This is a genomic window from Chromobacterium subtsugae (assembly GCF_035919665.1).
Lineage (GTDB): Bacteria > Pseudomonadota > Gammaproteobacteria > Burkholderiales > Chromobacteriaceae > Chromobacterium > Chromobacterium subtsugae.
This window is the reverse complement of sequence record NZ_CP142381.1, coordinates 2,454,456-2,467,428: the sequence shown is the minus strand read 5'-3', so window position 1 is coordinate 2,467,428 and position 12,973 is coordinate 2,454,456. Positions and strand designations below refer to the sequence as shown.

Here is a 12,973-nt window from a genome sequence, read left to right as displayed (position 1 = left end):
ATATGTTCAATCCCGAATTGAGCCAGTTGCAGTTTCTGGTGCTGCTGGCGGCGCTGGCGGCCGGCATCGCCGGTTACCAGCTGCACGCCCGGCTGCTGCCGCGGCTGCGCGAGCTGCTGTCGCGCCGGATGCGCCACTTCCAACCCCACCCCTATCTGCAACGCCTGCGCCAGCAGGATGACGCGCCGCTGGCCAAGAGCCGGCGCGCCGATCCGGGCCACAAGCCATCATGAAATCCAGCCAATCCGCCACGCCGGACACCGTCGCGCCCGCCGCCCCCCGCTCTTTGGGGCTGGGCACGTGGAGCGTCTACTTCATCGCCAAGCTGCTGCTGTCCTGGCAGGGCACGCTCAACCTGCACCCGCTGCCTAATCTCGCCTTCGCGCTGGCGCTGCTGATCCCGATCTCCGGCAAAACGCGCCTGCGCCTCCGCGCCGCGCTGGCGCTGCTGGCGGGCGCCGCGCTGCTTTACCACGACAGCTGGCTGCCCTCGCCGTCGATGGCGCTGCAGCAGCTGTCCACGCTGCAAGGCTTCAGCTTCCACTACCTGCTGGATCTGGCCGGGCGCGTGCTGTCGCTGTCCTTGCTGACCGGCGCGCTGATCCTGCTGTGCGGCTATTGGCTGTTGTCGCGCTACCTGCGGCTGGGCACCATCGTGATGATTTCCCTGCTGGGGCTGAGCGGACGCCAGCTGTGGCAGGAGCAGCCGCGCGCGCCGGCCGCCGCGGTGGCCGACAGCGGCGCGGCGACTGCGGGCGCCGCGCCCAACGCCGCGCAGACGCCGGACCAGCAACTGGCCGCTTTCTTCAAGAGCGAAGGCCAGCGCATGGTGAAATTCCAGGGGCCGCTGGCCGACCCGGGCTTCGACGTGCTGATCCTGCATGTCTGCTCGCTGTCCTGGGACGACCTGCGCGCCATCGGCATGGACCAGCACCCGCTGCTGGGGCGTTTCGATTTCTTGTTCAGCAATTTCAACTCCGCCACCCCGTACAGCGGCCCGGCGGCGCTGCGCGTGCTGCGCGCCAGCTGCGGCCAGCCCAAGCACAGCGAGCTGTACCAGAGCGCGCCCAAGGAATGCTATCTGTTTGAAGACCTGGCGGCGCTGGGCTTCAAGACCGAGCTGACGATGAACCACGACGGCAGCTTCGACGACTTCCTCAAGCAGATCCGCAGCGACGGCCGGCTAAACCAGCCGCTGATCTCGCAGCAGGGCCTGCCGGTGGGCCTGCGCTCCTTCGACAACACGCCCATCTATAGCGACTACGCGGTGCTCAACCGCTGGCTGGAGCAACGCCAGCAGGACAGCAGCGCGCACGTGGCCACCTACTACAACACCATCAGCCTGCACGACGGCAACCGCATCCCCAGCGCGCCCGGGCTGAACACCATGGACAGCTACAAATACCGGGCCAACCGGCTGTTCGCCGACCTGTCCCAGTTCATCGACCAACTGGAAAAGAGCCATCGCAAGATGGTGCTGGTGCTGGTGCCGGAACACGGCGCCGCGCTGCGCGGCGACAAGCAGCAATTCAGCGGCCTGCGCGAGATCCCCACGCCGCACATCACCATCGTGCCGGCGGCCGTCAAGGTGATAGGCGGCCAGGCCCACCCCAGCCAAGTCCGCATCGACCAGCCCAGCAGCTATCTGGCGGTGTCCACCATCCTGTCGCGGATGATGACCAAGAGCCCGTTCGGCGCCGACTACCAGCCGGCCGAGTTCGCGCGCGACCTGCCGACGACGCCTTATGTTTCGGAAAGCGCCAGCTCCATCGTGATGCAGAGCGGCAAGCGCTTCCTGTTGCAGCAGGACGGCGGCGACTGGACCGAGTACCCGGTGCAATAATCGCCCCCTCGGCCCCACCTGCCACAAAGCGGCCCTGTCCAGGGCCGCTTTTTTACGCCCCGCCCAGGCGCGCGGACAATAAAAATGCCGGCCACGCGTTCCGTGACCGGCATTTCGCAAGCATCCTGCCGCTATGGCTTGGCGGCGGGCATGGGCCAGGGCGGCGGCAAGGCCTCGGCGGCGGCGGGCGCTGCCAGAGGCTGGCTTGGCGCGGCATCGGCCGGCTCCGGGCCCTGCCCGGCCCACGGCGCGTCCACCACCTGGCGCGAACCGGACTGCAGCCGCAGCAAGTTGGCGCGGATGTCCTCGCGGTCCGGCGCGATGCGCGCCGCCCGCTCCAGCAGCACGATGGCGCTGCCGGTTTGGCCTGCCTTGACCAGTTGCAGCGCCAGGCGGTTGATCGCCTCCGGCTGGTAAGGGTGCTGCCAGTACCAGGCGCGCGCGGCGTCCAGCTCGACGGATGCCGCCATGCCCGCCTGCGGCAGCAGCGCGATGGCCAGACAACAGCCCACCATTTTGAGCAGATTCACGTCATTCTCCTCAGAAGCTCGAATACGGCTGCAGCGGCTCCACCGGGAACGGCAGCGTCAGCGACGCGCCGTCCGGCTGGTAACGCAGGTAGAACAACGCCCGCCCCGGCTGGTAGTACTGCGAATGCTGGTACTCCAGCATGCCGCCCAGGGCCAGCCTGGCGGTCAGCTGGTATTCGAACGCGCCGCTCAGCGACACCCCCCAGCCCGGCCCCGAACTCGCGCTGACGTACGGATTGCCCGCCTGCGCCTGCAGGTCCGGCCGGGTGGGATAGAACGGCGACGCCGCCTCGTTGGCGCTAGACACCGAAACCGACGCCCGCCCCAGCCAGCTCCAGCGCTCATTGCGCGCCGCGTAGCTGAGCGGGACCGACAGCGAGTTGTAACGCTGCGGGCTGTAATAGCCGCCCTGGCCGAAAGTGAATTCGCCCAGGTTTTTCTGGAACCAGAAATTGATGCTGTTGACGCCCACCGTCACTTGCCGGGTCGGCTCCTTCAGCAAGCGCCAGTAGACGCCGCCCATCGCCGTCAGCTTGCGGTTATCGGCCACGTTTTCGCCGGTCAGCTGTTGATAGGCGAAATTCGACCACACGCCGAAGCGTCCGCCCTTGTCGTAGCCCAGGCTGCCGCCGACGCCTGTGGCCACCACCCCGCCCCAGGTCTGGCCAGTGTAGGGATCGCGCACGCCGGCGTAGCTGAGCAGCGAACTGGTCACCGGGCGGCGCGCGGCCTCCAGCTTGTAGTTCAGGATGGAGACGCTGTCGGAATAGCGAACGCCGCCGATCAGATTGGACACCGGGAAGCTCTGCGGCGTGACGCCCGCGTCCACCCGCCAATGCTCGTTCTCGTAGCCCAGCCCCAGCGCCGCGCCTTGCGCGGTTTGCGCGCCGTACTGGCCGGCGCAGCTTTGCACGCTGCTGCCGGACTGCGCGGCGCAGGCGGCGACCGAGCCGAAACGCTGCAGCGCGTAATCGTTGCCCAGGCTGTTGTCCAGCGAGCCGGCGTTGATGCTGACCGCGTCGGCGCGCAGGAAGTACTTGCCCGCGCGCGGGGCCGGCAATTCCACCAGCAGCGGCGCTTGCCACATCGTCATCTGCGACTGGCCCGGCGTGCCGTTGTCGGCGCTGCGGTAGGTCAGGTCCAGCCCCTGCCAGATCTTGACGCTGCGCGCGTCCAGCAATTCGGCGTAGTCTTCGTGCAAGCCTTCCTGCTGCGCCGATTCGGCCGGCACTGGCCGCAACGGCTGCTGCCCCAGCAGCAGGCCGCTGTTGGCGGTGGTCTGCACTTCGTTGCCGGCGGGGGCGAAACCGGCGCGATACCAGGCCAGCGCCTGGGCCGGCCTATCCTGCTGCCGGGCGCGCCGCGCCGCCTGCCCCATCAGCGCCGGGCTCTTCACCCCCTGCGCCAGCAAGGCGGCGATTTCGCGATCCAGCCGCTCCGTCTCGCCGGCGTCGCCCAGGCGCGTCAGCGCCCGCAGGCGGAAGTCCAGGCTGCGGCCGGGCTTGTCCCGCAGCAGCGCGTCCACGCCTTGCACGGCCAGGTCGCGCTGGCCGGTCTTGATGTAGAGATCCACCAGTTGGAGCTGCGCCTCGTCGTCGTTCGGCTGCTGGCTCAACACTTGCCGCAAGCGGGCGCGCGCGCTGCCCCAGCGGCCGGCGTCCATATCGTAATCGGCCAGCTTGCGCTGCAGGCGCGCGTCCTGCGGCGCCGCCGCGGCCGCCTGCAGCAGGATGGCTTGCGCTCGGGCGCCATCTCCGGCGTCCCGCGCCGCGTCCGCCTGCGCCGACGCCAGCGCGGCCTGCAGATCGGCCAGCTTGCGCTTTTGCTCATCGTTCATGTCCTGCCGCGTCTGGGCGGAAGCCGCCAGCAACGGCGCCGCCGCCGCCGCGTCGCCCAGGTCCAGCAGCAGGTCGGCGTAGGCCAGTTCATTGTCGGCGCCGGGCTGTTCCAGATATTGCGTCAACAGCATCTGGCGCGCGTGCTCGGCGTCGCCGGCGCGCAGCCAGGCCTGCGCCAGCTCGGAGAGCCGCGCCGGATCGCCGCGCATCAGACGTTCGGCGTTTTGCAGGCTGCGCCGCGCCTCGGCCGCATGGCCGAAAGCCAGCTGGGCGTCGGCCTGGCGCATGGTTTCCCGCAGCCACACCCGGCGCTGCAGCGCCGCCATGCCTTCGCTGCGCGCGTCCGGCGCGATGCGCTGCAAGGCGCCCAGCGCCGAGCGATCGTCTTCCCGCTTGGCCTGGAACAGCGCGTAGGCGTACAGGCTTTCCGGGCTGGCGGCCGGCGCGTCGGCCAACTGGCGCAAGATGGCGCCGCCCTTGGCCGCGTCGCCGGCCGCCAGCCAGGCGTTGGCCAGCGCGTAGCGGTTCCAGGTGTTTTGCGGCTGCAAATCCACCGCCTTTTGCAGATGCGGCAGCGCCTGGCTCAGCTGGCCCTGGGCCAGCAGGCGGTCGCCCAGTTCGCGCTCCACGTCGGCGCGGGCCGACTGGTAGGACGTCCCCAGCGCGCGCTGCTGCTTCGGCGGCAGCGCGCGCAGCATCTCGGCCGCCTGCGCGTACTCGCCGGCATCCAGATAGGTGCGCAGCAGGCCCGCCAGCGCCTGGCCGCTGTCCAGCTTGCTCTGCAAGGCTTGGCGGTACAGCTGGCGCGCGCGGACGGCGTGCTTCTGCCCCGCCTGCCATTCGGCGTCGGCCAGCAGCACGTCGACATTGCCGGGCTGCTGTTTGCCGGCCTGGTCCAATTGCGCGCGCGCCGCCTGCCATTGTCCCGCCTGCATCGCCGCTTGCGCCCGCGCAAGCAGGTCGGCCAACTGGGCGTCGGCGATGCGGCGCTTCCAGCCCTTGTCGTCCGGCTGTTGCGATTGGCCCTGGCGATAGCTGGCCACCGCGTCGGCGTAGCGGCCCTGTTTCTCGCGCAGCCGGCCCAGGCTTTGCAGATAGCCGGCCTGCTTGCCGTAGCGGCTGGCCGCCAATTGCAAGCTTTTTTCCGCCGCCGCCAGCTGGTTGGCGTCCAGCTGCTTGTCGGCCGCCAGCAAGGCGCGGTAAGCCGGGTCGGCCAGCTGTTCGCGCCGCTTGCGCCGGCCATCCTGCAACGACGCCAGCCGCGAGCTGACCAATTCGTCCTCCGGCTCCACCTTGAGATAGGCGAGATAGGCGTCATCCGGCAGGTCGGACTGCTGCAGCGCGCGGCGCCACAAGCCCAGCGCCTCGCTGCGGCTGTCGGAGAATTGCGTCAGCGCCTTCAGGTCCGCCAGCACGGAAGCCGGCACCGGCGGGTGCAGCAGATAGATGCTGGCCAGCGCCAGGCGGTTTCGGTGATTGGATGGGCTTTGCCGGATCAGCTTTTTCAACTCGGCCTGGCTGCGGGCCCAGCCGCCATTGGGCAGCCGCGCCACCAATTGCCAGTACTCCAGCGCCAGCGCGCCTTCCGGCGGCGGCCCCTGGTACAGCGCGTTGAATGCGGCGTAAGCCTGTTCGATCTTGCCGCTGTTGAACAGGGAGCGCGCGGTCAGCAGCTTGTTGCGGTCCGGCCCCATGATGCGGCGCATCTGCTCCACGCGGGCGATGCCGGAATAGCCGGGATACAGCTTGCGCAATTTGGCCAGCGTCTGCTGCGCGTCCTTATCCTGGCGCTGCTGCACTTGCACCAGCGCCTGCAGGGTCAGCGCCTCGGCACGATCCTGCGCAGTGGCGGCATGGATGCGCTGCAGCTTGTCCAGCGCCTGCTGCGCTTCCAGCGGCCGGCCCAGCGATTGCCATAGCCTGGCCTGCTCCAGCAGCGCCTGCGCCGGATCCACCGCCGCCGGCGCCGCATGCAGCGCGCCGCTGAAGCCCACCGCCAACATGGCGCTCAGGATGCCGCGCATGCGCCCTCCCAGGCCGGCTTGAGCTCGCCATTCGCGTTGAACTGATATCGGCCTTGCTGCCAACCCTGGCCAAACAGTGTCAGCACATGGTCGTAATAGGCATCCGGCCGCTCCGACAGCGGCATCGCCTCCACACGCAGCAACTGCGCCTGCAGCGCCGCCTGCTCGTCCTGCGCTTGCAGAAAAGGCAGCAGCGCCATCGAAAACCCTATCGGCCCGGTGCCCTGCGCCTTGCCGTTGCGGGTGTCCACTGTTTCCGGCGGCAGCCCGGTTTTGGCCACCAGTTGCGCCATCGGCTTGAACTTGGCCAGCAAGGCCGCCCGGCCCGGCGCGTCCGGCGCCAGCATGCCGGTCCACAGGTAGACGCGGATGGCGTTGTAGCTGCCGGCGGCCTGGCTGGCCGCGTCGGCGGAAAAGCCCTGGCGGTAAGCCGCCCAGTCGGGCGCGTATCCTGCAGGCGCGCTCTCCAGCAGCAGGCGCTGCGAGGTGCCGCGCAATGCCGCCCAGCCGGAGCCAGGCAAGGCGTGCGCCATGCGCGCCACCAGTTGCGGCGGCACATAGCTGGGATTCAGCCGGGTCAGCCCCGGCTTGCTGAAGCCGTAGCGGCCGGGCAGCAGGGTCGGCCCCAGGCCCGGCAGGTCGGCCACCTCCTCGCGCAGGATGCGCAAGGCCAGCAGCTTGCCCAGCGCGGTATAGCGCGGCTCGCGCCACAGCCGGCCGGCTTCCAGCAGGTTGTAGGCTATCCACAGGTCGGAATCGGACGCGCTGTTGTCATCCATCACGCCCCACTGGCCGTCTGGGCGCTTGCCCCATTGCCAGGCGGGCAGGCGCGCGCTGAAGTCGCCGCCGGCCAGGTTGTCGCGGGTCCAGCGCAGCAGCTTGTCGAAAGCCGGCCGGTCGTTGGCGGCCAGCGCGAAGAACAGCGCGTAGCTTTGGCCTTCGGAAGTGGTGGGCTGGCCGTCGGCGCCGCGGTCCAGCACCCGGCCGCCGTCGGAAACGAAATGGCGCTGGAAATCCTGCCAGGCCGGCCAGCCGTCGCACGGCGCGGCCCGGGCCGTGGATATGGCCAGCGCGCCCAGCGCCGCCAGCAGCGCGCGTCGCGGCATGCCCACCTCAGGACTCCCGGATGCGGCGCGCCGCCAGCGCCTTGAACAGGCGCAGGATGGCGAAGGCGAAGATCAGCACCGCCAGCGCTGACAAACCGGCCAGCAGCAGCGGATGGGCGGACAGGAACAGCCACACCCAGGTCCACAGCGGCAGGTTGCCGACGTAGTACACCGGCCCCAGTTGCTGGCTGTCTATGGTGTCGCCGCGCACCAGCACCGCGCTGCCCGACATCTGCGCCACCTTGCCGTCGTCGGCCAGCGCGCCGGTCGCCAGCGCCAGCGCGTCGGGCTCGCTGCCGGTGACGATCACCGCGCTGCGGCCGCTGGCCAGCGGCGATTCCAGCGCCAGGATCGCGCCCAGCTTGCCCTGGGCGGCGAAGTCCACCTGGCCGTTGATGCGGCCGCCGGCCGCCTGGCCCGGCGCTTGGCCCATGCCGGCCGGCAGATCGGTGGTTTCGCCCTCAGCCACCTTGCGGCCGGCGCTGTCCAGCGTGGTGGGCAGCTTGTCGCGCCAGGCTTTGAGCAAGCCCAGGTTGCGGGCGTTGCCCACGATCAGCAGGTCCATTTTTTTGACGCTGTCCAGCGCGCCCTCGTCCACCAGCCGATAGCGCAGCGCCGGGTAACCGGTGGACTGGCCCATCTGGCCCATCACATTGAGGAAGGCGCCGATGTCCTGCTGCGCCGGCTGGCGCGGCAGCACCACCGCGGTGTCCGACAAGTCGGCCATCCGGGTGAACGGGAAGCCGGAAGTGGCGAACAAGCCCAGGTTGGGCAGCGCCGCGTAGTGCGGATAGCCGCTGAAATCGATGGTGGAGTCCGGGTCTATCGCCGCGCGGTTGCCGTCGGCCAGGTTATTGGCGCACTCGCCCTGCTTCTCCGCGGCGAACACGTACTGGAACTGCATCTCGTTGCGGCTGCCGACGCGGAAAGGCGGCAGCAGGATGCGGTCGATATTGCTGAGCAAGCCGTTTTCCAGCACCGGCAGGCGCAGGCTGGTCTGGGTGCTGCCCACGCCGCTGGCGTTGAGGTTCAGGCTTTGCACGAACAGCTCGTTGATGCCGATGTTGAGGCGCGAGCCGGTCGCCTGTTGCTGGCCGGTGTAGCGGAATTTCAGGTCCAGCGGAATGCCGCGGCTGCCCCAGGTGAATAGGTCGCCCGGCACGCGGAACGAGACGCGCACCGGCGCCGGCTGCTGGCCGGTGACCTGCAGGTCGCGCGGATTGTCCACCAGCTCGCCCAGCCGGGTCGGCCGGTCGGGTCGCACCCAGTTGGGCGCGTCGTAGGGCTTGCGCGGCGCTTCCAGCTTGATGCCGCGCACCGCCACCTGGCTGCCGCTCATGCCAGCCTGGCCCAGCACCAGCGCGTCGGTGGCCAGCTTGAGGTCCTTGTCGTCGCGGCCCAGGATCAGCAGCAGCTTGCGCTCGGGGCGTTCCGGATGCGGCACGATGGCGATGGTGGGCGCGTTCACCGGCGGCAGCTTGGCGAGGAAGTCGGGACGCTGGCCGTTGACGGCGTAAACGATGGCGTGCTGCGCCGCCGGCAGGCTGTTGAGCGCGGCGCTGTAGCGCACGCCGCGCCAGCCGGCCTGGGCGCCAAACCACGAGGCCAGTTCGCCCGCCGCCTGCAGCGAAGTTTGCGACGGCCGCGCGGCGAAAATGAAGGGCAGCTTCAGCGGCGAGAAATCGCGCCGGTCGAAGAACGGCTCCGGGAAATAGCTCAGATCATTGACGAAAGGCAGCGCCTGCACCGTCATCTGCAGTTCGCTGGCATTGCTGATCTCCGCCCACAGGCTGCTGTGGGTTTCGTCTTCGCAGCGGTTGGTGTAATGGCCGATCAGGCGGAACTTGAGCTGGTTGAAATTGGCCAGCAGGCGCGGGTCCAGCGGCAGGGTCAGCTGCTGCGGCTTGCCGCCCTGCTCTTTGGGCAAGGCCAGCACGGTCACCACTTCGTCGTTGAGCAGCACCTGCACGTGCGACAGGTCGGCCAGCATCGCCGGCGAGAAGGTGTAGCGCAGATGCAGCGTCAGCCCGGTGATCACCTCGTCGCCGCGGCTGCCGAAGCCGACGCCGACCAGGCTATTGTCGCCGCGCATCTTGAGCGGGTAGCCGGCGCCCATCTGCTTGAAGCTGAGGGTGCGGGTGGTGACCAGCGGCGCCGCCTGGACCGGCGGCTGCGCGGCCGCCGTCTCCTCCTTGGCGCCGACACTCAGCGCCGGCGCCGCCAGCAGCAGGCCGGACAGCAGAATGGACAGGGTTTTTCTTGGTATGCGGCTTGTCATTTGATGTCCCGATGAAGATGCGGCTGCCGCGGCAGCAGGCTGCCCAGCCAATTCCAGAAGCCGGCCCAGCGGCCATTGCGGACCGCGAGCGGCGAAAACAACTGCTGCGCCAGCTGCCACAAGCTGCCGCCGCCCATCCGCCAGATGTCCCAGGCGCCGCCCAGCGGCGTGCCCTCGTGCGCGCGCTCGCCGGTTTGCAGCCAGGCGTCGGCGCGGCCGAACGTGCATTGCACCAGCGCCATTTCCTCGTCCAGCGTCAGGCCGACGAAACGCACGCTCAGCCTGCCGCCCTTGGAAAACACCAGGCGGCAAGGCAGCGCGAAGCTGCGGCCGCTGCGGCGCATCGACACCGTCAGCTCGGTGTTCTGCCGCAGTTTCAGCTGCAGGCCCTCGGGCAACTGCAAGGCCATGCCGCCTTCGGAGTAATCCAGCGTATGGCAGGGATACACCTTGCCGTCGTGCAGGTGCAGCGATACCGGCAGGCGGCTTTCCACCCGGTGCGACACCCGCACCTGGCGCAATTCCCGCGCCACGCCCAGCGCCACGCCCAGCAGCAGCGTGTTGTAGCCAACCCAGAACAGGTTCACCAGCACGGTGCCGATCTCGTTGCCCGGCCCGCTCCAGATCCGGTAGACGCCGAAACCGACGCCCAGCAGGTTCAGCGCCAGCAGAAACAGATAGGGCTTGGTGATGTTCCAATCGACATGGTCTTCCTCCACCACGCCGCCCTTGGCGGTGACGTTGAACTTGCCCAGGCCCGGAAACAGCAGCGCCACCGTGGTGGGCAGCGTGATGTACCAGGCCAGCACCGTCTCGTACACCTCGCCCCAGAAGGAGCGGCGGAATTCGCCGTGCATCCGCGAGTTGGACATCACCGAAAACACCATGTGCGGCACCACGTACAGCACCAGGCCCAGCGCCGGCGCGTAGATGGTGTAGGCGTGGAACAGCAGGAAGGCCAGCGGCGCGGTGAGGAAAACCAGGCGCGGGATGCCGTACAGGAAGTGCATCATCGCGTTGAGGTAGCAGAAGCGCTGCCCCAGCGTCAGCCCCTTGCCCAGCAGCGGATTGTCGCTGCGGAAGATCTGCGCCATGCCGCGCGCCCAGCGGATGCGCTGGCCGACGTGGGCGGACAGGCTTTCGGTGGCCAAGCCCGCGGCCTGCACCAGGTTGATGTAGGCGGAGTGGTAACCGCGGCGGTGCATCTTCAGCGAGGTGTGCGCGTCCTCGGTAACGGTTTCCACCGCGATGCCGCCCACCGACATCAGCGCGTCGCGGCGCAGCACCGCGCACGAACCGCAGAAGAAGGAGGCATTCCACAAGTCGTTGCCGTCCTGCACCCGGCCATAGAACAGCTCGCCCTCGTTGGGCACCTTGTCGCGGGTGTTCAGATTGCGCTCGAACGGATCGGCGGAGAAGAAGTGGTGCGGCGTCTGCACCAGCGCCAGCTTCTCATCCCTGAGAAAGCCGCCCATCGTCGTCTGCAGGAAGGAACGGGTGGGGATGTGGTCGCAGTCGAAGATGGCGACGAAGCTGCCGTCGGTGCGGCCAAGCGCGTGATTGATGTTGCCGGCCTTGGCGTGCTTGTGCTCCTGGCGGACGATGTAGCCGACGCCGATTTGCGCGGCGAAATTGCGGATTTCGTCGCGGGTGCCGTCGTCCAGGATGTGCACCCGCAGCTTGTCGGCCGGCCAGTCCATGCTCATCGCCGCGAACACGGTGGGCTTGAGCACGCGCAGCGGCTCGCTGTAGATGGGGATGAACACGTCCACGCTCGGCCACAGCGAAGTATCGGCCGGCAGCGGCACCACTTTGCGCTCCAGCATCCACGACGACTGGAAGAAGCCCAGCAGCAGCACCAGCCAGGCATACATTTCCGCGCCCAGCAGGATCACGCCGGCGATCAGATTCGGCCAGGTGTCGTCATTGATGGTGGAGGTGGTGCGCCACCAAATGTAACGGGTGGACACCGCGATGGAGAACACCATCAGAATCAGCGTCGGCACCGGGCCGGGGATGCGCCGCACCCACAGCGCCATCAGCAACAGCACCACGGTGAACACTGCTTGGGAGTATTCGTCGAACGGCGTCGTCACCAGAACCACGCCCAGCAATGCCGCCGCCAGGTAGCAAATCGTTCGGATCGCCGCGCTTTGCCACCAGGCGTGTTCGGCTATGCCCTCCACCGAGCCGCGCAGGCTGGCCGGATCGAACAAGCGCGGAAAGCGCCCCTCCAGCCAGCCGGCGAGGCGGCGGCGCTGGGCGGAAACAGCCGCCAGCTCGCGGCGCGCGAACTGCAGCAGCGCCGGCAAACGCGCCTGGCGCCTGGGCCCCGGCGCGCGCGGCGGCTTGACCAGCGCCAGCCAAAGCAGCTGCAGCAGTATGCGCAGCGGATCGGCCGGCCGCGGCCGGGAAAAATCCACCTGCGGAAAATAGCGGCGCGCCGCCCTGCCCCAAGCCGCCCAGCCCTCTGTCGGCGCGACGAAGAACAGCCCCAGCAGCGCAAACGCCAGCCGCGGCGCATCGGCCGGATGCAGCAAACCCAGCCGCAGGCACCACGCGCGCCAATCCGCCCCCCGCAAGCTCATGCGCCGCTCCGCCCCGCGTCCAGCCTAACCGACAGCCATACCGCCAGCTGGCGCAAATCATCGGCCGCCTGGCTGGCCGGCGCGTAATCGAACAGCGGCTGCTGCTTGGCGAAAGCCTCGCGCACCGCCTCGTCGCGGTGGATGGGCAACGGCGCCAGCCTGGGTCCCAGCTTCTTGCGCAGCAGCAGCTCGACGTCGCCGTCCAGCTTGCGCAGCGGATTGAAATGATTGATGACGAAAAAGATGCGCTCAGCCGGCAAGCCGCCGGCGTGAAGCTCTGCTTCCACCGCGTCCAGCAACGCGCAGGCGGCGGGGTCGGCCGACAGCATCACCAGCGCGTGGCTGGCGGCTTTCAGGCCCTGCTGCCGCTCGGCCACGCCGCGCGCCGGCAGGTCCAGCACCGTGCGTTGACCGGGCTGCCGCTCCAGCTGCGCCAGCTCGTCGCGCAGCCATTCTTCCGGTTCCGGCCCTTCCTGGTCGACATCCTCTTCCACCCGGCCATGCGGCACCAGCGTCAGGTGGCGGTCGCCCACTTCCCACGCCGCGCGGGCCCAGTCGGCGCCGGCGTCGCGCCGCCGCCGCCAGCCATCGGCCTCATGCCACTCCATGCCGAAATGCAGACGCAGCAGGTTTTGCCGGCACAAGTCCATCGCCAGCACCGGCCTTTGCTGCCGCTGCCACAACAGGGCCAGGGCCGCCGCAACCGTGGTGGCGCCGCAGCCGCCCTTCACTCCGCATACCGCCAAAATCGCCATGTCGTGCTCCA

The 12,973-nt window shown here is 68.9% G+C and carries 8 protein-coding genes; 2 read left to right on the top strand and 6 right to left on the bottom strand.

All coding sequences use genetic code 11. The features are described from left to right. Positions 1-2 precede the first annotated feature (2 nt). Together U6115_RS11950 and bcsG are read left to right on the top strand one after the other, a co-directional pair. Entirely contained in the window at positions 3-233 is a 231-nt protein-coding gene (locus U6115_RS11950; RefSeq protein WP_043573774.1) for a hypothetical protein, read from the top strand. Further along, the gene (gene bcsG / locus U6115_RS11945; protein WP_052257985.1) at positions 230-1,843 is read left to right on the top strand and encodes a cellulose biosynthesis protein BcsG; all 1,614 of its coding nucleotides are present in this window, start codon (positions 230-232) and stop codon (positions 1,841-1,843) included. Before U6115_RS11950 ends, bcsG begins: the two co-directional genes overlap by 4 nt. 131 nt (positions 1,844-1,974) lie before the next feature. Here the strand turns inward: bcsG and U6115_RS11940 are convergent, their stop codons facing one another. Genes U6115_RS11940 through bcsQ form a run of 6 tightly spaced genes read right to left on the bottom strand, consistent with a single transcriptional unit; the run spans position 1,975 to position 12,962 of the window. Next, on the bottom strand, positions 1,975-2,373 hold the full coding sequence (locus U6115_RS11940) for a hypothetical protein (RefSeq protein WP_043573771.1): 399 nt from the start codon (positions 2,371-2,373) through the stop codon (positions 1,975-1,977). A 10-nt stretch (positions 2,374-2,383) separates the two neighbouring features. After that, positions 2,384-6,235, bottom strand: coding sequence for a cellulose synthase subunit BcsC-related outer membrane protein (locus U6115_RS11935; protein WP_043573768.1), 3,852 nt, complete (start codon positions 6,233-6,235; stop codon positions 2,384-2,386). After that, the gene (gene bcsZ / locus U6115_RS11930) at positions 6,220-7,341 is read right to left on the bottom strand and encodes a cellulose synthase complex periplasmic endoglucanase BcsZ (RefSeq protein ID WP_043573766.1); all 1,122 of its coding nucleotides are present in this window, start codon (positions 7,339-7,341) and stop codon (positions 6,220-6,222) included. The genes U6115_RS11935 and bcsZ overlap by 16 nt, the downstream gene beginning before the upstream one ends. 7 nt (positions 7,342-7,348) lie before the next feature. Then, the gene (gene bcsB, locus U6115_RS11925) at positions 7,349-9,619 is read right to left on the bottom strand and encodes a cellulose biosynthesis cyclic di-GMP-binding regulatory protein BcsB (protein WP_052257984.1); all 2,271 of its coding nucleotides are present in this window, start codon (positions 9,617-9,619) and stop codon (positions 7,349-7,351) included. After that, the gene (gene bcsA / locus U6115_RS11920; protein WP_043573764.1) at positions 9,616-12,207 is read right to left on the bottom strand and encodes a UDP-forming cellulose synthase catalytic subunit; all 2,592 of its coding nucleotides are present in this window, start codon (positions 12,205-12,207) and stop codon (positions 9,616-9,618) included. The genes bcsB and bcsA overlap by 4 nt, the downstream gene beginning before the upstream one ends. Further along, positions 12,204-12,962, bottom strand: coding sequence for a cellulose biosynthesis protein BcsQ (bcsQ, locus tag U6115_RS11915; protein ID WP_157889405.1), 759 nt, complete (start codon positions 12,960-12,962; stop codon positions 12,204-12,206). Before bcsQ ends, bcsA begins: the two co-directional genes overlap by 4 nt. Between the last annotated feature and the right edge of the window lie 11 nt (positions 12,963-12,973).